This window comes from Pseudomonas sp. yb_5 (assembly GCF_043103865.1).
GTDB lineage: Bacteria > Pseudomonadota > Gammaproteobacteria > Pseudomonadales > Pseudomonadaceae > Aquipseudomonas > Aquipseudomonas putida_Y.
In genome coordinates this window covers 1-20,642 of sequence record NZ_JBICKE010000121.1, presented here as the reverse complement: position 1 = coordinate 20,642, position 20,642 = coordinate 1, and the positions used below count along the sequence as shown (strand labels likewise).

16 protein-coding genes and 4 tRNA genes are annotated in these 20,642 nt (G+C 62.7%); 4 read left to right on the top strand and 16 right to left on the bottom strand.

The features are described from left to right. The first annotated feature begins 167 nt into the window (after window positions 1-167). The 4 genes from ACF8GF_RS21665 (at window position 168) to ACF8GF_RS21650 (ending at window position 5,422) form a co-directional block, all read left to right on the top strand. On the top strand, window positions 168-1,400 hold the full coding sequence (locus ACF8GF_RS21665) for a TULIP family P47-like protein (protein WP_252459668.1): 1,233 nt from the start codon (window positions 168-170) through the stop codon (window positions 1,398-1,400). Window positions 1,401-1,425: 25 nt separating this feature from the next. Further along, on the top strand, window positions 1,426-3,069 hold the full coding sequence (locus ACF8GF_RS21660; protein WP_176684496.1) for a TULIP family P47-like protein: 1,644 nt from the start codon (window positions 1,426-1,428) through the stop codon (window positions 3,067-3,069). A 189-nt stretch (window positions 3,070-3,258) separates the two neighbouring features. Next, the gene (locus ACF8GF_RS21655) at window positions 3,259-4,377 is read left to right on the top strand and encodes a carbon-nitrogen hydrolase family protein (protein WP_339444511.1); all 1,119 of its coding nucleotides are present in this window, start codon (window positions 3,259-3,261) and stop codon (window positions 4,375-4,377) included. A gap of 4 nt (window positions 4,378-4,381) precedes the next feature. Beyond that, on the top strand, window positions 4,382-5,422 hold the full coding sequence (locus ACF8GF_RS21650) for an AraC family transcriptional regulator (RefSeq protein WP_392488471.1): 1,041 nt from the start codon (window positions 4,382-4,384) through the stop codon (window positions 5,420-5,422). Between the two features lie 291 nt (window positions 5,423-5,713). On the opposite strand, the gene ACF8GF_RS21645 is transcribed toward ACF8GF_RS21650, so the two are convergent. The 16 genes from ACF8GF_RS21645 to ACF8GF_RS21570 form a co-directional block, all read right to left on the bottom strand. Continuing rightward, a complete protein-coding gene (locus ACF8GF_RS21645) occupies window positions 5,714-6,532 on the bottom strand; it encodes a DUF2242 domain-containing protein (RefSeq protein ID WP_392488470.1) in 819 nt (272 codons plus the stop codon). A gap of 198 nt (window positions 6,533-6,730) precedes the next feature. Further along, a tRNA-Asp gene (locus ACF8GF_RS21640) sits at window positions 6,731-6,807 on the bottom strand. Between the two features lie 141 nt (window positions 6,808-6,948). After that, window positions 6,949-7,025: transfer RNA gene (locus tag ACF8GF_RS21635), tRNA-Asp, on the bottom strand. 99 nt (window positions 7,026-7,124) lie between these two features. After that, window positions 7,125-7,201, bottom strand: a tRNA-Asp gene (locus ACF8GF_RS21630). 65 nt (window positions 7,202-7,266) lie between these two features. Further along, window positions 7,267-7,342: transfer RNA gene (locus tag ACF8GF_RS21625), tRNA-Val, on the bottom strand. Between the two features lie 218 nt (window positions 7,343-7,560). Continuing rightward, window positions 7,561-8,334: an SDR family oxidoreductase gene (locus tag ACF8GF_RS21620; protein WP_176685791.1), complete on the bottom strand. Its 774-nt coding sequence runs from the start codon at window positions 8,332-8,334 to the stop codon at window positions 7,561-7,563. Then, entirely contained in the window at window positions 8,331-9,542 is a 1,212-nt protein-coding gene (locus ACF8GF_RS21615; RefSeq protein WP_392460565.1) for an O-succinylhomoserine sulfhydrylase, read from the bottom strand. Before ACF8GF_RS21615 ends, ACF8GF_RS21620 begins: the two co-directional genes overlap by 4 nt. A gap of 16 nt (window positions 9,543-9,558) precedes the next feature. After that, window positions 9,559-11,064 (bottom strand): amidophosphoribosyltransferase, encoded by a 1,506-nt coding sequence (purF, locus tag ACF8GF_RS21610; RefSeq protein WP_176685793.1) that lies wholly within the window; start codon window positions 11,062-11,064, stop codon window positions 9,559-9,561. Between the two features lie 42 nt (window positions 11,065-11,106). After that, a complete protein-coding gene (locus ACF8GF_RS21605) occupies window positions 11,107-11,664 on the bottom strand; it encodes a CvpA family protein (RefSeq protein ID WP_176685794.1) in 558 nt (185 codons plus the stop codon). Window positions 11,665-11,858: 194 nt separating this feature from the next. Continuing rightward, complete coding sequence (locus ACF8GF_RS21600) at window positions 11,859-12,503, bottom strand: SPOR domain-containing protein (protein WP_176685795.1); 645 nt, start codon at window positions 12,501-12,503, stop codon at window positions 11,859-11,861. Beyond that, on the bottom strand, window positions 12,487-13,794 hold the full coding sequence (folC, locus tag ACF8GF_RS21595; RefSeq protein ID WP_176685796.1) for a bifunctional tetrahydrofolate synthase/dihydrofolate synthase: 1,308 nt from the start codon (window positions 13,792-13,794) through the stop codon (window positions 12,487-12,489). The genes ACF8GF_RS21600 and folC overlap by 17 nt, the downstream gene beginning before the upstream one ends. Continuing rightward, on the bottom strand, window positions 13,794-14,687 hold the full coding sequence (gene accD / locus ACF8GF_RS21590) for an acetyl-CoA carboxylase, carboxyltransferase subunit beta (protein ID WP_021784489.1): 894 nt from the start codon (window positions 14,685-14,687) through the stop codon (window positions 13,794-13,796). The genes folC and accD overlap by 1 nt, the downstream gene beginning before the upstream one ends. A gap of 223 nt (window positions 14,688-14,910) precedes the next feature. Continuing rightward, entirely contained in the window at window positions 14,911-15,531 is a 621-nt protein-coding gene (locus ACF8GF_RS21585; RefSeq protein WP_176685797.1) for a phosphoribosylanthranilate isomerase, read from the bottom strand. Between the two features lie 61 nt (window positions 15,532-15,592). Next, window positions 15,593-16,453 (bottom strand): tRNA pseudouridine(38-40) synthase TruA, encoded by an 861-nt coding sequence (gene truA, locus ACF8GF_RS21580; RefSeq protein WP_176685798.1) that lies wholly within the window; start codon window positions 16,451-16,453, stop codon window positions 15,593-15,595. Between the two features lie 194 nt (window positions 16,454-16,647). Then, window positions 16,648-19,383 (bottom strand): FimV/HubP family polar landmark protein, encoded by a 2,736-nt coding sequence (locus ACF8GF_RS21575; RefSeq protein ID WP_176685799.1) that lies wholly within the window; start codon window positions 19,381-19,383, stop codon window positions 16,648-16,650. A 71-nt stretch (window positions 19,384-19,454) separates the two neighbouring features. Continuing rightward, on the bottom strand, window positions 19,455-20,459 hold the full coding sequence (locus tag ACF8GF_RS21570; RefSeq protein WP_392460570.1) for an aspartate-semialdehyde dehydrogenase: 1,005 nt from the start codon (window positions 20,457-20,459) through the stop codon (window positions 19,455-19,457). Between the last annotated feature and the right edge of the window lie 183 nt (window positions 20,460-20,642).

The following is a 20,642-nucleotide window of genomic DNA, read 5'->3' as shown; positions in this document are numbered from 1 at the left end:
TCGGGAAGGCTCCAGAACTTCAGCGCTATAAGGTTCGCCTGGCTTGATCGCCAAACAGTCTCCCCGCGCATTTGCCAGACAACGCGGCTCTGCCAGACTCTTCAAGCACGTTTGATCATCCACCCATGGAACGTGGCGCCTACTCAGTGCGCCCGGAGGGTTCGCTCATGCTGACAAAAGGATGGGACACCATCAGCATCGTTCGCCAAGAGAGCGTGAACAGTGACCTGGCAGCCAGCTGGAACAGCCTCGACCACGAATTTTCCTATACCTCGGATGAAGGCTACGCCTGCCACGGGGTGTTCGACTGCTGGTCGGTCGTCAACGGTGGCGGCGGTCGCTTGCTGCGCCTGCGCATGCCTATACGCTCAGGCTTTTTCGAGGCCAGTGGCACCAGCCGCTCGCTGGCCAGCGCGGTTGCCATCATCGAGGTCACCCTGTCGCTGTTGCCACAAGGCGACGGCCAGATGCAGTTGAAGTCGGCCTTCCTGCGCAAGGCCGGAGCCACTCAACCCCTGCAGGACAACGAAGGTGGCTGGCTACGCGGCATCACCCTGCAAGACCCCGACGGCTCGCTAGGCCCTTTCGCCACCGTGGTGCTGGACTGTATCTGCAACTACCTGGTCGAGCATCCCCTACAGTTCACCCACACCTTCGCGACCATCAACTTCAGCAAAGCCACCGCCCCGGAATGGGCCAGACCACGCAAATGCACCTATGCCTACCTCGATTCGGGTTTCCTGGCGATCATGGCCGTATGTACCGAGCGCGACATCAGTGAGCTGCCACTGGATATCGATGTGTCAGGCATCAGCCAGGGTGGGCAGTCGAGCTACGTGCTGTCTCCACGCCTGGTACTGGAGCACCTGGTACTGCCCGGGCTGCTTCAGCTTTACCAGGGCGCCACGACGCAGGACTACCGCGTCGACAATACGCAAATGGTCAACATACCGACCTTGCGCATGAAGGCCATCAAATCAGGGGCGATCTGGTACACCCCCGTTGTCTTCGCCGGCTGCAACCCTGCACGAATGCTCGGTGACTTCATCACCGTCGACTATCAGGGCGACTGCGACCTGCACGCAGGCATCGACATGAAGTGGAACGGCTGGCTGAGGATGAAGCTGGTGCTCGATGGCAACACCATCACCTTCGTCAAGCAGTCGTCCGACTTCAGAAAGGAAGTGCATATTCCCTGGTACCTGGCCTGGCTCTCGCCCATCGTCAGCCTGATCACCCACATCGTCACTGCTGTGATCTCCGACGACCTGATCAATGCCATCGCCGCGCGTGGCGGTTCGGTCAAGGCCGACACCATCGATTGCGTGTCCTGGAGCAACGACACGCATACCGCTTCGTCGAGCTACCTCGCCGAGGCCCTTGTCATCAACTACGTGTGACCCCACCACCACAAGGAGCCGTATCATGAGCAATGAAAGCAAGGTCATGCTGGCCGGGTTTGCCCAGCCCATCTCGCTGCGCCTCGATCACCTCAATGAAACCGCGCGCCAGACCCTGCGCGAATCGCCGCTGTACCGCAACGCGGCGCTTGTACACAGTTCCGAAGACACCTTGCGCTCCGCGCAGTTACTGACCAATGCCGGAACGCTGGCCAGTACGGTCACGACCAATGGCTGGGATACCGTGAGCATCTGCCGGGTCTCTGCGCTCAACCAGCGCATCGCCCTGGAAAAAACCTACCCTGCCAACATCGACGCCGGGGTCGACAGCTTCTCGCTCAAGGCCGACTTCGACGCCTGGTCGATTACCACCGGCGGCGACGGACGCAATGTCAAGGTACGCATCCCCTTCGGCTCAGGCACATACAAAGGCCTGAATGGCAAAACCTACCAGGTCCAGGGGATGTCCGCGGATGTCTATGTCAAGCTCAGTTACTTCCCGGCGCCCAATCCAGTATCAGCTTCAGACGGCACGTACGAACTGCAAGTCAACACCCAGGCGACGGACCCGGATGACCCGATCGCTGCGGTGATTGCCCTGAGGGACCCGAACAACGTCTTGAGCGGCATTGACCAGAGCGTGATGCGCGGCGTACTCGAAGACTGGCTGAACCAGCCCGAGAACCTGAAGAAGTTCGACACCCTGTTCAGTACCGTACTGATCAACAACATGGGCAAGGAAAGCGAGGAATTCAAATGGCTGCGGGCCACCTCCATGAGCTATGCCTATACCGACAAGAACAGTGAGGAAAGCAGCATCTTCGGGGTGCTGGCCATGACCAACGAGCGTGACTCCACCGGGTTGCCGAACCAGTTGCCTGCCGTGATGCTGGCGGCGGACAATAATGCCAACTTCCTCATCAGCCGGGAGATCTTCGTCAAGTACCAACTGCTGGCGGCATTGCCGTTCATCTTCGAAGGCACCACCGAAGCCAACTTCACCCTGGATGCAGCGGGCACATCCATCACTGCCAACGACCTGAAGCTCGACAGCGTCAAGTTTGGTGCCATCACCTATCATCCCGTGGCTGAAAAGTTCGATATCAACTTCGACGAGTCCTATATCCGTACCGAATGCAAGGTACGCACCGACATCTCACCCGGTATCGTGGCCTATACCCGCATCGTCACCAAGCAGACGCTACAACTGGGCGTCAACGACAAGGGCGAACAGGTGATGGTATATGCCATGGTCGGAGACCCGGATGTCCAAAACACGACAGACATCGCCACCTGGGTGGTCGTCACCGAAGCCATCCTAGGCGCGATTGCCGCCGTGGCCACCGCGGTGGCTGGTGGTGTGGGCGGCAAGGTGATGGCATTGATCGTCGGCATCATCGCAGCGTTGGTGGTGGCCATTGTCAGCATCGTCATCCACGTGATCATCGAACGCGTGGTGGCGGGTGGGGTAACCAACAACATTCCGTCCATAGCGCCCATGGTCAAAGTGGCGGCGAACCAGGTCAAATGGCCATTCAGTGAACCCGATGCCTTTGTCCTGACCGACATCACCTACTCGGGGGCACTGATATTCGGTGGCTCGCTCAAGTTGCTCGAGAAGTTCTGTATCCAGGACAAACGCCTCGCCCTGGCGACGCTGGCCGCCTGACCTTGCCAACACAACCCCGGGCCCCGACGCCCGGGGTTCGTTGCACGCCCATCGCCATTCCTTTGGTATGATCAAAAGTCGATTGTGCATGGATCAATGCAGTGCGCTGCTCAGACCGATCAAAAGGCTCGAGATTGCGGCTTCATCGCTCCGCCTGGCCACTCCACTTTTAGCGAATACCCACGCTTGATGCGAAAACTCCTGGCAAGCGCCCTGGCGCTGGTGATGATCGCCGCCGTCTGCGGCTACGGTTTCTGGACCCAACAGCGCCCGGAAGGCCACTACCTGTCCGACCTGCGCATCGAACTGGCGCTTAACCATGGCGTGCCGGGCGAGCACGGCAACCTGCTTGGTATCGAGCCGCTGCTGTACCCGGGCGACTATCAGAACCTGCAACGCCTGCACCGCAAGCTCGCCGCTTATCTGGAGCAAGCCCGTGCCCAGGGGCTGGTGGGCCCGCGCACCGTGGTGGTGCTGCCGGAACATATCGGTACCTGGCTGTGGGCGCGTGGCGAGAAGAACGAGCTGTACCAGGTCAGCCACAGCCGCGAGGCCCTGCAATGGCTGGAGCTGAGCAACCCGCTTCGCTATGGCCTCGCGGTTCTTGGCGCTGACGGCGACGACTGGCGTGCCGATGCGCACTTGCGCATGAAGGCCGAGCAGATGGCCATGGACTACCAGCAACTGTTCGGCAGCCTGGCCAAGGAATTTGGCGTCACCCTGGTGGCCGGCTCGATCGTGCTGCCCGAACCCTTTGTGAAACAGGGCGTGCTGCATGCCGGCCGTGGTCCACTGTTCAACAGCAGCGTGGTGTTTGCAGGCGATGGCTCGCTGTTGGGCCAGCCGCAGCGCCAGCAATTTCCCGACAGTGAAATGCGCCGCTACGTCCACGAAGGCCGCCAGCACCCGCTTCAGGTGGTGCAGACGCCGGCCGGTCGCTTGGGGGTACTGGTAGGCAGCGACAGCTGGTACCCGGACAACCACCGACAACTGACTGAACAAGCCGTACAACTGGTCGCCAACCCGGCGTTTCTCAGTGGCAAGGGCAGCTGGCAAGCACCCTGGCGGGGAAATCGCCACCAGGATGCCAGCGCCGGGCTGGCCTTGCAGCGCGGCGAAGTCAGTGCACAGACGGCCTGGCAATGCCTGACCGAAGTGGCCGGAACCGGCATCAGTAGCATGAGCGTGTTCATGCGCGGACAGTTCTGGGAACAGGGCAGCAGTGGCCAGGGCTTTGCCCGCCAGTCGGGAGCGCTGCTCGCCGGCACCCCAAGCCCAGGCGCCCGTCTGCTGAATGTGTGGCTGTAAGCCCATGGCCCGCCCCCGTGTGCGCCTGGGCGAACTGTCGGTTGGTTTTGTCCAGCCTTTGAGCGAAGCCCTGCGCGAGCTGGGCCACGACCCTGAACCATTGCTGCGCCGCTACGGCCTGGACGCTACACGCCTGAGCGAGGCCGGCGCACGCCTGTCCATCCCCCGCTACATGCACCTGGGCCACGCCGCCATTGAAATGAGCGGTGAGGCCGCTTTAGGCCTGCGTATGGGGCGCCTGAGCCGACTGGCGCATACAGGTCTGGCCGGGGTCACTGCGGCCCAGGCCCCCAACCTGGGTGAAGCCGCGCGCACCCTGCTGCGTTTCGAGCCGCTTTACGCGGCCAACTACCGCGGCCATTCCAGCTTTCAGGAAGATGACCAGGGCGCCTGGCTGCGTTTCTACTCCATCAGCCCCTACAACGACTACAACCGCTTCGTGGTCGACTCACTGCTGGCCGGTTGGCTGGCCCAGTTAACCGACCTTGCCGGCACCCCGGTGCAAGCCGAACGCCTGGACATCGAGTTTGCCGCGCCCTCCTATGCTGCGCGCTATCAACCGCTCTGCAGCACACCTGTGCAGTTCGCCGCCGACGGCAATCAGCTGCGCCTGAGCCGCGCCACCTTGCAACTGGCCAACCCCGGGCATTGCCCGAGTACCTGGCAGCACCTGTTGCAGCTGTGCGAAGCAGAGTTGCTGCAGCGCACGCGGGTGCGCAGCCTGGGTGAGCGCATTACTCACCTGCTGGGCCCGCTGCTCAATGGCGGCCGTGAACCGGATCTGGAAGAAGTGGCGCAGCAACTGCAACTGCCAAGCTGGACCTTGCGCCGCAAGCTCGCCGAGGAAGGCACGCGTTTTCGCGACCTGCTCAACGAAACCCGGCGCGACCTGGCCGAGACCTACATCCGTGACACGGCGCTGGCCTTTGGCGAGATTGCCTATCTGTTGGGGTTTGCTTCGGCCGAGGCCTTCCAGCGCGCATTCAAACGCTGGACGGGCCTCACGCCGGGGGAGTTCCGCCGTAGCCAGCGGCAGCCGGGCTAGAGTTCGGTGGCGTCGTCGGCCGGTTCCGGGGTGTCCAGTTCGTAAGCCTGGGTTTCGAGTAGTTCTTCCTGGTATTCGTCCATTGCCCTGCGTCCTCTTTGCTCATTTTGCCTTTGTAGGTATCACCTTCAGCCTAAGCAGGTGGGATGAAGGGATGATGACAAGCTTATGAGAGGTAAACGTAGCAGGTGTTCAGGAAGTTATCGCGGGGCGTCTGTAACAGGGGATGTTTACAGCCTGAACCGGCCCCTTTCGCGGGCTGACGGCGAAAGGGCCGGTTCAGGCGACCAATCAAAGGGAGGGGGCAGAAGGCTCGGCCGGCTGGGCATCCTGCTGTACCTGAATGGGTGCAGCTTCCACCGGCGGGGCCACCGGCTGCGAACCCTGGCTGTCATCCACCACCGGCGCCGCTGCCGCCTCGCTGGCCGGGGCTACGCCCGCGGGTGCAGGTGCCGCTTCAATCAGCGGTGCTGCTGCCGGAGCCGGCGCCACCGGGTTCGCCGCAGCCTGCTCCGGCAGCCCCAGGTCCACCGCCGGCTTTTCCACCTTGGGCGCCTCGACCTTGGCCTTTTCGACCTTCTTCGGCTTGGGCAGGTAGCTCTCCACCAAGGCGAAATAGCGGTCATAGAACTGCGCCGCAGTCACCGTCTCACTGGCTACTTTGACCATCGAATCGTCACTGGAGCCGATCGGCATCGACACCGAACCCAGCACCCCCACGCCCAGGCTGGCGGAGGTGTTGGACTTTTTCAGCGCATAGCGGTCCTGCAGGGCGTTGGCGAACATGGTTGAGTGCTGATCGTCGCTCACGTCCGGTGCACAGGTGACATTGAAGCTGATCTGCAGGTGGTTCTCGCTGTTTTGCTGAAAGCTCTTGTTACCCACCACCTGGTTGGCGCCGCTGCTGGTGATGATGTACCCCTGGCTGAGCAAAGCACGCCGGGCGGCCTCACAAGAGCCGGCATCGCTCACCGGAAAACTGCGTGAGAAGGTGCCCGAGTCATCGAAGTTCTCGTGCTCGTAGACGGCCGCTTTTTTCGAGGAACAACCGGTCACGCCCGCCAGCACCAGGGCCAGCCCGAGCGCACCAAAGACGGAAGATCTGGTCATTGCGAATTCCGGGTATATGGAAAGTGCCTATTGTGCAACACAGCAGGCAGGCACAGGAACCGCTGGTCGGTGAAGAATCTGTCAGGTTGGTGTAAATCCGGGTAAAGGCAGGCATTTGCCCGGCGCACCAACGAAAAAAGCGACCCGAAGGTCGCTTTAACGTTGCTTCAAGGCGTTCATGGGGCCTTGAAACGAAGATGGCGCAGCGGACGGGACTCGAACCCGCGACCCCCGGCGTGACAGGCCGGTATTCTAACCGACTGAACTACCGCTGCGTATCATTCAGGCTTGCGCCCGATTGAAACCTGGGTCTACCCTTCCGACGCAATGGCCTCAGGGCAGGCACAAAAAAAGCGATAACGTGATCGCTTCTTTTGTGTTTGCTTCAAGGCGTTCTAGGGACCTTGAAACGAAGATGGCGCAGCGGACGGGACTCGAACCCGCGACCCCCGGCGTGACAGGCCGGTATTCTAACCGACTGAACTACCGCTGCGTATCGTTCAGGCTTGCGCCCGATTGAAACTGGGATCAGCCCAAGGCGTTCGCCTTGTGGCTTCAGACCGGTGCCAGGCACCCATCTGTTACTGAAAAATGGCGCAGCGGACGGGACTCGAACCCGCGACCCCCGGCGTGACAGGCCGGTATTCTAACCGACTGAACTACCGCTGCGCAGTGCGTTCCTCTCTGGCTATCGGCTTCTTGCGAATCCGATGCTCCAGGAACATCTCAGGAAGTGGTGGGTGATGACGGGATCGAACCGCCGACCCTCTGCTTGTAAGGCAGATGCTCTCCCGGCTGAGCTAATCACCCTCGCGATGTCACTTGTTGCGTTTGCTTCGCTGAGGCCGCGAAATTTACGCAGGTGGCGAAGCTAAGTCAATAGCCCCATTGAATTTTTTTCAAAAAGGCAACGTGATGTGATTGCCTGTGCCGGCCTCTTCGCGGGTAAACCCGCTCCTACAGTCGGAATTAACCGTCGTAGGAGCGGGTTTACGCGCGAAGAGGCCGGCGCAGTTTAAACAAGGTGCTCAGGTATAGATCATCTTGCGGGTCATGCCACCATCGACCACAAACTCCTGGCCGGTGACAAATGCCGCCTGGCGTGACAGCAACCAGGCAACCATGGCCGCTACATCTTCCACAGTCCCTACCCTGCCCGCTGGGTGCTGGGCATGCTCAGCTTCGCTCAACGGCTCGGCACGGCGCTGCGACGGATCACGGGCATCGATCCAACCCGGGCTCACCGCATTGACACGAATCTCCGGGCCCAGGCTCATCGCCAGGGCATGGGTCAAAGCCACCAGCCCGCCCTTGCTTGCCGCATAAGCCTCGGTGTCCGGTTCGGACTGCCGAGCACGGGTCGAGGTCAGGTTGACGATCGCCCCGTTGTGCGCACGCAGATACGGCGCACAATGCTTGGCCAGCAGCATGGGCCCGCTGAGGTTGACCGCCAGCACACGGTTCCATTGCGCCAGGCTCAGGCTTTCCAGCGTCTGGTTGTGCGGGTTGGCAATGGCCGCATTGCACACCAGCGCGTCCAGCCGGCCGAACTGCCCGAGCACTTCGGACACTCCGGCACTGACCTGGGCCTCGTCGGCAACGTCCATGGTGATGAACCAGGCGTTGTCGCCCAGCGCCTTGGCCACTTTGGTGCCACGCTGGCGGTCCAGATCACTCAGCACCACCTGCCAGCCTTCGCAGATCAGCCATGCGGCAATGCCCAGACCGATGCCGCGGGCGGCACCTGTGACCAAGGCTACCCGGCCATTGTGGCCCGGGGTACTGCCGCTGATTTCGATCACAATGCTGCCAGCCCGCGCGCCAGGTCAGCCTGCAGGTCGGCCACGTCTTCCAGGCCCACGGCAACGCGGATCAGGCTATCGCGGATACCCGCCGCTTCACGCTCCTGCGGCGACAGACGACCGTGTGAGGTGGTAGCCGGATGAGCGATGGTGGTTTTGCTGTCACCCAGGTTGGTCGTGATGGAAATCACTCGGGTAGCGTCGATGAAACGCCACGCGCCCTCTTTGCCACCCTTGACCTCAAAGCTGACCACTGCACCAAAACCGCTCATCTGGCGCTTGGCCAGTTCGTGCTGCGGGTGGCTGGGCAGGCCGGCGTAATGCACCTTCTCCACGCCGTCCTGCTGCTCCAGCCATTCGGCCAGGGCCTGAGCGCTTTCGCAGTGTGCACGCATACGCAGGCGCAGCGTTTCCAGGCCCTTGGTGAAGATCCAGGCGTTGAACGGGCTGAGGGTTGGACCTGCGGTACGCAGGAAACCGACCACTTCTTTCATTTGCTCGGTACGGCCGGCAACCACACCGCCCATGCAGCGGCCCTGGCCGTCGATGAACTTGGTGGCCGAGTGGAACACAATGTCGGCACCCAGCTTCAGCGGCTGCTGCAACGCCGGGGTACTGAAACAGTTGTCCACCACCAGCATGGCACCATGGGCATGGGCGATTTCGCTGAGCGCAGTGATATCGACCAACTCGGCCAGCGGGTTGGATGGCGACTCGACGATCAGCAGTTTGGTGTTGGCCTTGATGGCCTTTTCCCAGCCGGAAAGGTCGACCAGGGGCACGTAGTCCACTTGTACACCAAAGCGCTTGAAGTACTTCTCGAACAGGCTGATGGTGGAGCCGAATACGCTCTGCGACACCAGCACATGGTCACCGGCGCTGCACAGCGACATGACCACGGCCAGGATTGCCGCCATACCGGTGGACGTACCCACGGCCTGTTCGGCACCCTCCATGGCCGCCAGGCGCTCCTCGAAGGCACGCACCGACGGGTTGGTGTAACGCGAGTAGACGTTGCCCGGCGTTTCACCGGCAAAGCGCGCAGCAGCATCGGCTGCCGTGCGGAATACATAGCTGGAGGTCAGGAACAGCGCTTCGCTGTGCTCGCCTTCCGGGGTACGGTTTTGACCAGCGCGCACTGCCAGGGTGTCGAAACCGACACCCTCGAGGTCACTGTCCAGTCGCCCGGCATCCCATTGATCCGTCATGCCGTCGCTCCCAAAATCAGTTGTTGTAAAGGTCGATGATCGCGCTGACGGCCTGGTTCTTGACCTTGGCCAGGTCATTACGGGCCTGCTCGATGCGGTCGAGGTAGGCTTCGTCGATATCGCCAGTGACGTACTCACCGTTGAACACCGCGCAATCGAACTGCTCGATCTTGATCTTGCCGCCACCGACCGAGTCGATCAGGTCTGGCAGGTCCTGATAGACCAGCCAATCGGCGCCGATCAACTCACCCACCTGTTCGGTGGTGCGGTTGTGGGCGATCAGTTCGTGAACACTCGGCATGTCGATGCCGTAGACGTTGGGGTAGCGTACAGCAGGGGCCGCGGAGCAGAAGTAGACATTCTTGGCGCCGGCTTCGCGGGCCATCTGGATGATCTGCTTGCAGGTGGTGCCGCGCACGATCGAGTCGTCCACCAGCATCACATTCTTGCCGCGGAACTCCAGCTCGATGGCGTTGAGCTTCTGACGCACCGACTTCTTGCGCGCGGCCTGGCCGGGCATGATGAAGGTACGGCCGATGTAACGGTTCTTGACGAAACCTTCGCGGAACTTGACGCCCAGCCGGTTGGCCAGCTCCAGCGCGGCAGTGCGACTGGTATCCGGGATCGGGATGACCACGTCGATATCATGATCGGGGCGCTCGCGCATGATCTTGTCGGCCAGCTTTTCACCCATGCGCAGACGCGCCTTGTAAACCGAGACCCCATCGATGATCGAGTCCGGGCGAGCCAGGTAGACGTGCTCGAAGATGCACGGCTGCAACGTTGGCGATTCGGCGCACTGCTTGGTGAACAACTGGCCTTCTTCGGTGATGTACACCGCTTCGCCCGGCGCCAGATCGCGGATAAGGGTGAAGCCGAGCACGTCGAGGGCGACGCTTTCCGAGGCGATCATGTATTCCACGCCTTCGTCGGTGTGACGCTGGCCGAACACCACCGGGCGAATGCCATGGGGGTCGCGGAAGCCGACGATGCCGTAGCCGGTGATCATGGCCACCACGGCGTATCCGCCAACGCAGCGGCTATGCACATGGGAGACCGCGGCGAACACGTCTTCTTCGGTCGGCTGCAGCTTGCCGCGCACCGCCAGCTCATGGGCGAACACGTTCAGCAGCACTTCCGAGTCGGAGTTGGTGTTGACGTGGCGCAGGTCGGACTCGTAGATCTCCTTGGCCAACTGCTCGACGTTGGTCAGGTTGCCGTTGTGAGCCAGGGTGATGCCGTAAGGCGAGTTGACGTAGAACGGCTGGGCCTCGGCCGAGGTCGAGCTGCCCGCAGTCGGGTAGCGCACGTGGCCGATGCCGATGTTGCCTACCAAGCGCTGCATGTGGCGCTGCTGGAACACGTCGCGCACCAGGCCATTATCCTTGCGCAGGAACAACCGGCCGTCATGGCTGGTCACGATACCGGCAGCGTCCTGGCCGCGGTGCTGGAGGACCGTAAGCGCGTCATACAGCGCCTGATTGACGTTCGACTTACCGACGATACCGACGATGCCACACATGCGACGCAACCCCTACTTTGATGAAACTTGATTGAATAGCGCTCAGGGCTTGGACGGCCCGAGCAACTGTTCCTTGAACGGAAGATCAGCCGGAGTGCTGATCAGGCCACTGGGCGTCCATTGGTCGGAAAAACCCAGAATCAGGTTTTTCGACCAGTCGGCGACCAAGAGAAACTGTGGTATCAGGCGTGATTCCTGCCACCAGGTGTCTTGTTGAACCGGCCCCAGGCTGATCAGACCTATGGCTACCACTACCAGCAAGGCCCCGCGCGCGGCACCGAAGGCCATGCCCAGGAAACGATCGGTGCCGGACAGCCCGGTCACGCGGATCAGCTCACCGACAAGGAAGTTGACCATGGCCCCCACCAGCAAGGTGGCGACGAAAAGAATGGCGCAGCCAGCGATGACGCGCATCGATGGCGTCTGGATATAACTCTCAAGATACACCGAGAGCGAACCGCCGAACATCCAGGCAACCGCACCGGCAATGATCCAGATGAGCAAGGACAAGGCCTCCTTGACGAAGCCGCGCTTGAGACTGATCAATGTGGAGACGGCGATGATCGCGATGATCGCCCAATCAACCAAGGTAAATGCCACGGTGTTGCCTGCAGACGTTTGAGGCGGCGCATTTTACCAGAGCGGCGGGCCGGGAGTAAGCGGAATGTCAGCTGGATTGGTGTTGGGCCATTGGCGGGTGAACCCACTGCCAGGTTCTGGGTGAGCCTTGCAGCGGCGCGGTGCCTGTAGGCGCGGGTTCACCCGCGAATGGGCGGCACAGCCGCCCCGGGGAATCAGCTGCGCTCAGGCTGGAAACGCACCACAAAACCCTTGAGGCTGTTCTTGCGGTTGACCGCGTCACGCACGCGCTCGGCCTCGGCGCGCTCGATCAACGGCCCCACGTACACGCGGTTCATGCCCCCCGCCGTGCGGATATAGGCGTTGTAACCCTGGCTACGCAGCGTTTGCTGCAGCTTTTCGGCACCGGCACGGTTGGACAGACTGGCCAGCTGGATCGACCAACTGACTGGCAGGCCATTGGCATCGATCTTCGATGGCGCGGCAGGCGCGGGTGTTGCAGCGGCCTTGGCCTCCACCTTGGGCGCGGGGGCCTGCGGCTTGGGCGGCTGAACCTGCGCCTGGGTCTGTGGCGACGGTGTGATTGGCTGGCGGGGTGTACTCGCCGGGGCAGTCGACTCGTCGATCACCACGGGCGCCTGCTGCGGCACCTCCGGAATAACCTGCGGCTCCGGCACGGCAACCGGCTCCACCTTCACTTCCGGCAGGCTGGGCATGGCCGGTGCCTGCGGGGCTTCGACGTGCACCTGGCGCATCTCGTCCTCGCGGGTGAACAGCATCGGCAGGAAGATAACCGCCAGCGCCACCAGCACCAGCGCACCCACCATGCGCTGTTTCATCCCTTTATCCAGCACAGCCATCTATTCCACCCTCCTGGGCGTGCCGCTCCAGCCATTCCAGCGCCTGGGCGACACAGAAAAACGAACCGAACAGCAGGATCTGATCATCCGCCGTCGCCTGCGCACATTGCCCCTCAAGGGCGGCGTCGACGCTGGCATAAGACTTCACCGCGGCACCGAGGTTCGCCAAGGACGTGACCAGCTCCGCGGCCGGGCGACTGCGCGGAGTATCCAGCGGCGCCACTGCCCAGTCGTCGATGTGGCCCTGCAGCGGCGCGATAACGCCATCCAGATCCTTGTCGGCGAGCAGGCCAAATACCGCGAGACGGCGCCCCTTCAGCGGCCGGGCCGCCAGGCGCCTGGCCAGGTACTGCGCCGCATGCGGGTTGTGCCCGACATCCAGCAGCAACGCTACCGCTTTGCCCTGCCAGTTCAAATTACGAAGGTCGAGACGCCCAGTGATACGGGTATCCAGCAGCGCCTGGCGAACTTGCTCCGCGTCCCACGGCAGCCCCATCAGCAGGTAAGCCTGCAGGGCCAGCGTGGCGTTTTCCATGGGCAGGTCAAGCAAAGGCAGGTCATGCAGCTCTACCTGCGTGCCATCGGCCGCAGTACCACGCCAGCTCCAGCAGCCATCGGCGCTGGCCAGATCGAATTCCCGCCCGCGCAGGAACAGTGGCGCGGCCAGTTCGGCGGCCTTGTCCAGCAACGGCTTGGGCGGGTCCAGGTCACCGCACAGGGCCGGCTTGCCCGGGCGGAAGATGCCAGCCTTCTCGAAGGCTACCAGCTCGCGGGTATCACCCAGGTAATCAACATGGTCGACACCAATGCTGGTCACCAGGGCGAAGTCGGCATCCACTACGTTCACGGTATCCAGGCGACCACCAAGGCCCACCTCGAGCACCACGGCATCCAGCTGCGACTGATAGAACAACCAGAACGCGGCCAACGTACCCATCTCGAAGTAGGTCAGGGAAATATCGCCCCGTGCCGCCTCGACGGCGGCGAAGGCTTCGCACAGGCGCTCATCGCTGGCCTCCTGGCCATCGATCATCACCCGTTCGTTGTAACGTAACAGGTGCGGCGAACTGTACACACCGACCTTGAGCCCCTGGGCACGCAGCAACGAAGCCACGAAGGCGCAGGTCGACCCCTTGCCATTGGTGCCGGTCACCGTCACCACGCGCGGCGCCAGCTTGCCCAGCGCCAGGCGGGCAAGCACCTTCTGCGACCGCTCCAGACCCATGTCGATGGCCGAGGGGTGCAACTGCTCGAGGTAGGCGAGCCATTCGCCCAGGGATCGTTGTTTCATCACGCGACGGCAGCCGCCTCACGCGCTTCTTCCGGGGTTTGCTGGCCGGTCATCTGCGCCAGCAGGCGGGCCAGACGCGGGCGCAGTTCGCCACGGGAGATGATCAGGTCGATAGCTCCGTGCTCCAGCAGGAACTCGCTGCGCTGGAAGCCTTCAGGCAGCTTCTCGCGTACGGTCTGCTCGATCACGCGCGGGCCGGCGAAGCCGATCAGGGCCTTCGGTTCACCGACGATGACGTCGCCGAGCATCGCCAGGCTGGCGGAAACACCACCATACACAGGGTCGGTCAGGACCGAGATGAACGGGATGCCTTCTTCGCGCAGACGCGCCAGCACGGCCGAGGTCTTGGCCATCTGCATCAGCGAGATCAGCGCTTCCTGCATGCGCGCACCGCCCGAAGCGGAGAAGCAAACCATTGGGCAGCGGTTTTCCAGGGCATAGTTGGCCGCGCGTACGAAGCGCTCGCCGACGATGGCACCCATGGAGCCGCCCATGAACGAGAACTCGAAGGCGCTAACCACGATCGGCATGCCCATCAGGGTGCCGCTCATGGAGATCAGCGCGTCCTTTTCGCCGGTCTGCTTCTGCGCAGCGGTCAGGCGGTCCTTGTATTTCTTGCCATCACGGAACTTCAGGCGGTCGACCGGCTCCAGGTCAGCGCCCAGTTCGGCCCGGCCTTCAGCGTCAAGGAAAATGTCGATGCGCGCACGTGCGCCGATACGCATGTGGTGATTGCACTTGGTGCAGACATCCAGGGACTTTTCCAGCTCCGGACGATACAGCACGGCCTCGCAGGACGGGCACTTGTGCCACAGGCCCTCGGGCACCGAGCTCTTCTTCACCTCGGAACGCATGATCGAAGGGATCAGTTTGTCGACTAACCAGTTGCTCATGCTTTCTTTCTCCAGTATTGGCAGGCGGGGGGACAGCGTCACCGTCCCTGCCCTGCCCTTGAGCTCAAAATCTTTTATGAAACGATGGTGGACCGGCCGCCGGGGCTTCCAGCGCGCCACTCCACCGCTAATGTATTTTCTTGCCGCCACAGCTACTGGCGGCGGCCCAGCAGGGCTGCGAAAGCTATGGACGATGGCGCGCAGCCAGCCGTCACATCTGCCATCAAGCCTGTTTCACCGCCTTCATGAAGGCCTCGATCTTTGCCGCATCCTTGATGCCCTTGGCCTGCTCGACGCCACCGCTGACATCCACCGCGTAAGGCTTTACCTGGGCAATGGCCTGACCAACGTTATCGGCCGACAGCCCGCCCGCGAGGATGATCGGCTTGCCAAGCCGCGCCGGCACCAATGACCAGTCGAACGCCTCGCCGGTTCCCCCGGGCACGCCCGGCACATAGGTGTCCAGCAAAATGCCACGGGCACCCGCATAAAGCTGGCAGGCCGCCTCCAGGTCGTCGCCAGGGCGCACACGCAGGGCCTTGATCCAGGGGCGGTGGTAGCCTTCACAGTCCTGCGGGGTTTCATCGCCGTGAAACTGTAGCAGGTCCAGCGGAACCACTTCGAGGATCTCGTTCAGCTCGCAGCGCGAGGCATTGACGAACAACCCGACCGTGGTCACGAATGGCGGCAACTCGGCAATGATCGCCCGCGCCTGGCGCACGTCCACTGCCCGCGGGCTCTTGGCATAGAAGACGAAGCCAATGGCATCGGCACCCGCTTCGGCAGCGGCCAGTGCGTCTTCGATGCGGGTAATCCCGCAGATCTTGCTGCGAACATTGCTCATGGAACACGAACCCTGATTGTTGCGGCGAAAGGGCGGATGTTAGCAAATGGCTTTTCGCCCGTCAGTCTGCCAACGCCTCGTAACCACTCAAAAAGTGTGGGCCGATGTAACGCTTGGGCAACGCAAACGCTTCGGGGTACTCCACCTGCACCAGGTAAAGCCCGTATGGGTGGGCCGTTACCCCACCTTCACGGCGGTTGCGCCCTTCCAGCACCTCGCGGGCCCAGGTAACCGGACGCTCGCCGGCGCCGATGGCCATCAACACACCGGCAATGTTACGCACCATATGGTGCAGGAAGGCGGTGGCACGCACGTCCAGCACGATCATCTGGCCATGGCGGGTAACACGCAGGTGGTAGATATGCTTGATGGGTGATTTGGCCTGACACTGGCTGGCGCGGAAGGCGCTGAAGTCGTGGGTGCCGAGCAGGAACTGCGCGGCCTCGGCCATGCGATCGACGTCGAGCGGACGGTGGTTCCAGGTCACCTCCTCGGCCAGGTGCGCCGGGCGAATCGGGTCGTTGTAGATCACGTAGCGGTAGCGCCGGGCGCAGGCCTTGAAGCGGGCATGAAAATCGGCCGGCATTGGCCGCGACCAGACCACACTGATGTCGTGCGGCAGGTTGAAGTTGGTGCCCATGGTCCAGGCGCGCTCCTCACGCACGGCACGGGTATCGAAGTGCACGACCTGCCCGCAGCCGTGAACGCCGGCGTCGGTACGCCCGGCGCAAATCACCGAAATCGGCTCGTTGGCGACCTTGGACAGCGCTTGCTCCAGGGCTTGCTGGACACTCGGCACGCCGCTGGCCTGGCGCTGCCAGCCGCGGTAGCGCGCGCCTTTGTATTCCACGCCCAGGGCGATGCGGGAGAAGCCTTCGGCCGCGGATTCGGCGGTAGCGGTGTCGATGATGTCCAAGAGCATGAAACCTGTGGGGTGTACGGAATGGCGAGATTATAACGACAACGGCAGCCTCGTAGGGCTGCCGGTGGATGCGCACTGCATTTGCGGGCCTAATCGCGGGTGCCCCGCCGCCCCCACAGGTCACTCACAAGGTCGAAATGTGTGAGGATCCTGTGGGAGCGGGCAAGCCCGCGAAGAGGCCTGCCCTACTTGCATCAGACCAGACGAGAGAGCAGGTCCTCGGCTTCCTGACGCTGGCTATCGTCGCCATCCTTGACCACTTCATCGAGGATGTCGCGCGCGCCCTGACTGTCACCCATGTCGATATAGGCACGGGCCAGGTCGAGCTTGGTGGCGACTTCATCACTGCCGGAGAAGAAGTCGAAGTCCAAGTCGTCCAAGGGCTCGGGCTCGGGCTGCGCAACCGCGTCTTCGCTGGTGAAGTGCGGCTCCAACGAAGGCGTTTCGAGGCTCTGCGACAACTTGTCCAGCTCGGCGTTGACGTCATTGAGCTCCGAGGCAAAGCTCTTGGCGGCCGGCGAATCGTCTTCCAGCGACAGGGACAAGTCGAAGTCCGACGGCAAGTCGAACTCGGAGACCGGGTCAAACTCCGGCTCACTGTCGAAGGCTGCCAGTTCGGCGGCGACATCGACCGGCCCCTGCTCCACCGTGTCCGGAGTGGCTGGAGCCACAGGCTCACTGATGTCGAGGTCGAAATCAGACAGGTCCACGGCAGGCTGAGGCTCGGCTTGTGCCAGCATGGCCTCGAAATCAGCATCGGCGTCGGCCTGCAGCTCTGCATCCACGGCAAATGGCTGTTCTTCTGGCTGAGTTTCTTCCTGTACGGGCTCGTCCAGCACAGGTTCTGCGATTACCAGCTCGTCGGGAACGGCCCCCTGTACCACCGGCTCGTCCAGCATGGAGGTGGCCAGCGGGTCTTCCTCGGCCAGGTCTTCGCCCAGGCTCAGGTCGAAGGCGCTGTCCAGATCCTGCTCATCCAGGCCGGAAACATCGAGCGTTGGCACTTCATCGAAGGCATCCAGCTCTGCGTCAGGCTCTGCTTGCGCGACAACCTCTGGCTCAGCCTCCACTTGTGGCTCGAACCCAGACACCTCGTCAGGCGCCACATCGGCAACCACCGGCGCTTCGGGCTCATCGTGCAGCAGCTCTTGCACGTACTGCTCATCCATTTCGGCAGCCAGCGCCGCCGCACCCAGGCCGGCAGCAGCCAGGCCGAGCATGGCGGGGTAACGCTCTTTCAGCCCGGCGACTTCGGCAACGTTCTGTTCGCTGGCCGGCAACTGACGCTCCTGTTCGGCAAACGCGCTCTGGTCACCCTGGCGGGCGTACACGTCCATCAGCTTCAGGCGCAGGTCGTCACGTTCCGGTGCAGCGGCCACAGCGGGCTCCAGCAGGTCGGTGGCACGATTCAGGCGGCCTTCGGCCAGGCATTGGTCGACTTGCGCCAACAGCGCGGCGTGCGGATCTGCTTGCGGCTCAGTCAGGGGGTCTGCCTCGGCGACCGGTTCAGCCACTTTTTCCGCAGCGACGGCAGCTGCAGCCGAAGCGGCGACCACAGCCGGCGACAGGGTTACACCCGGCTCCGGGGCTTCGACGCCGTCGAAGCTCTCGGTATCGCTGTCGAAACCTGTGCCCTGCTCTTCTTCCAGCGCCCGCGCCATGCGCAGGTGCTTCTCAGCTTCTTGCTGGGCCTTGCGCTTGCGCGCCAGCAGCCAGAGCAGCAGTGCCAGCACCAGGATGCTGGAACCGGCAATCATCCCCAGAAGCCACGGATTGCCCAGGACTGCGTCGAGCGCACCCTTCGGCTGGCTGGCGGGTACAGGCTGAGCGGCCGGCACAGGCTCGGGTGCGGTATCGGCAGTAGCAGGCGCCGGCTTGTCCGCTGGCTGGTCCGGGGTAGCGGCAGCCGCTGCCGACGTGGCTGCGCCCTGGCCTTCCAGGCGTGCCAACTGGCTGTTCTTCAACTCGATCAGGCGCTGCAGCTTGTCCAGTTGGCTCTGCAGGTCGGCCATGCGACTTTTCAGTTCTTCGTTGTCGCGACGGCTGGTGTCCAGACTTTCCTGGGCCATGGCCAGCTTGTCACTCAACGCCTTGGCCTGGCCGGCATCGGCCTGGCTGCCCGGGCTGACCAGACGCAGGTTGTCGCCCTGGGCGATACGCGACGGTGCAGCCTCGGCGGCGCCACGACGGGTGGCATCCAGCTGGCGGGCACGTGGCCCCAGGCGACGGCCTTCACGCCAGGCGGCATACTGCTCGGCCACCTCGCGGTTCGCCTCGCCTTGGGCGATGCTCTGGATCTGCTGCTGATCGGGCAAGCGCAGTACCTGGCCAACCTTCAGGAGGTTGATGTTGTTGCCGATGAAGGCGTCCGGGTTCAAAGCCTGGATCGCGATCATGGTCTGCTGGATCGAACCACCCTGGGTGTTACGCGCGGCAATCTGCCACAAGGTGTCGCGACGCTGGGTGGTGTAGTTGCTGGCGCCGGTCATGGCCGGTGTGACATTGCCTGCTGCCGGTTTTTCGCCCTGTGCCTTGGCCTGGTCGAGCAGCACGCTATAGTCACGCAACAGGCGGCCCTGCGGCCACATGACCTGCACCAAAAACTTGACTACCGGACCTGGCAGCGGCTGACTGGACGTCACGCGCAGCACACTTTTGCCGTTGGGGTTGATCACCGGTGTGAAGGTCAGGTCTTCGAGGTAGGTCGGAAACGCCACCCCGGCCTTGCTGAACTCTTCCGGCGGCGCCAGGCTCGGCGCCACTTCGGTGGCTTTGAGGTCGCGCACGTCGAGCAATTCGATCTCGGCGTCCAGCGGCTGATTCTGTGCCGACTTCAGGGTCAGCTCCCCCAGGCCCAGCGCATTCGCCATGCCAGACGACAGCGCGGATGCTGCAGCCATGGCCAGAACCAGTTTGCGAATTCGAAGCATGACCTCTTCCCTTGTATGAATCGTCCCGAAACCTGCATGCGGAGCAGGACAAAAGTGCTCGCCAGTATCTTTTACGGCATGTGTTTAATCAACATTTGCGCCACTTGCACGGCATTGAGCGCGGCGCCTTTGCGCACGTTGTCGGTGGTCAGCCAGAGGTTGAGTTGCTGGTCTTCATCAACACCGTGACGTACACGTCCAACATAGACCACGTCTTGGCCTACTGCGTCACCTACCGGGGTCGGATAATCATCGTTTTCCACCCGCTCGACGCTGTCGGCTGCGTCCAGGGCCTGGTTGACCGCTGCCAGGTCTACCGGGCGACGGCTTTGCACGGCCACACTGAAGCTATCGCCGAAAAACACCGGGACTTGAACACAGCTCACGGAAATCTTCAGGTCAGGCAGGCCCAGCAGCACGCGCAGTTCACTGACCAGGCGGCGCTCCAGCGCGGTATGGCCCTGCTCGTCGGCAGCACCGACCTGGGCCAGCAGGTTGAACGCCACTTGACGGTCGAAGAAGCGCGGCTCCAGCGGGCGGGCATTGAGCAGTTCGGCGGTTTGCCGGGCGAGCTCGCTGACCGCTTCACGGCCTTGCGCCGACACCGCCAATGCGGCCATCACTTGCACCCGCTCGATGTCCAGCAGGCCTTTGAGCGGCGCCAGCGCGACGGCCAGGGCTACTGCGGCCGAGCATGGGCTGACGATACGCGCTGGCAACGACAGGCTGGCCAGGCGTTCGGCGTTGGCTTCCGGCACCAGGGCCAGGGCGTCGTCCAGGCCACCGGACAGGTCGATGACCGTGCAGCCCGCCTGCAGCGCCTTGCCGGCAAAGCTGCGGCTGACGGCGGCGCCGGTGGCGAAGAAGGCCAGCTTGACCTGGGTGAAGTCGAAGCTGTCGACTTCGCGGACCTTCAGCTTCTTGCCGGCGAACATCACGCTGCTGCCCGCCGATTCCATGCTGGCCAGCAGGTGCAGGGTGGCAACCGGGAATGCCAGTTCCTCGAGGATCTGCACCAAGGCTTCACCGACGCTGCCGGTGGCGCCGACGACGGCGATATCCAAAGGGTGTGTCATGGAAGGGATCCTTTTGCTGTAGACGGCGGGGGCGGCACTTTACTCGGATTGTAGGGTTTTGTCTGTGCCCACCCGGCGCTGCTGTTGCTGTTGCTCGATTGCGTCTTGCTTCTTGGATGTGCGCACTCACACCGAGTAGGTATTCATTCGCGCAGGTGGCGCATCGTCACCTTTCCGCCCTTA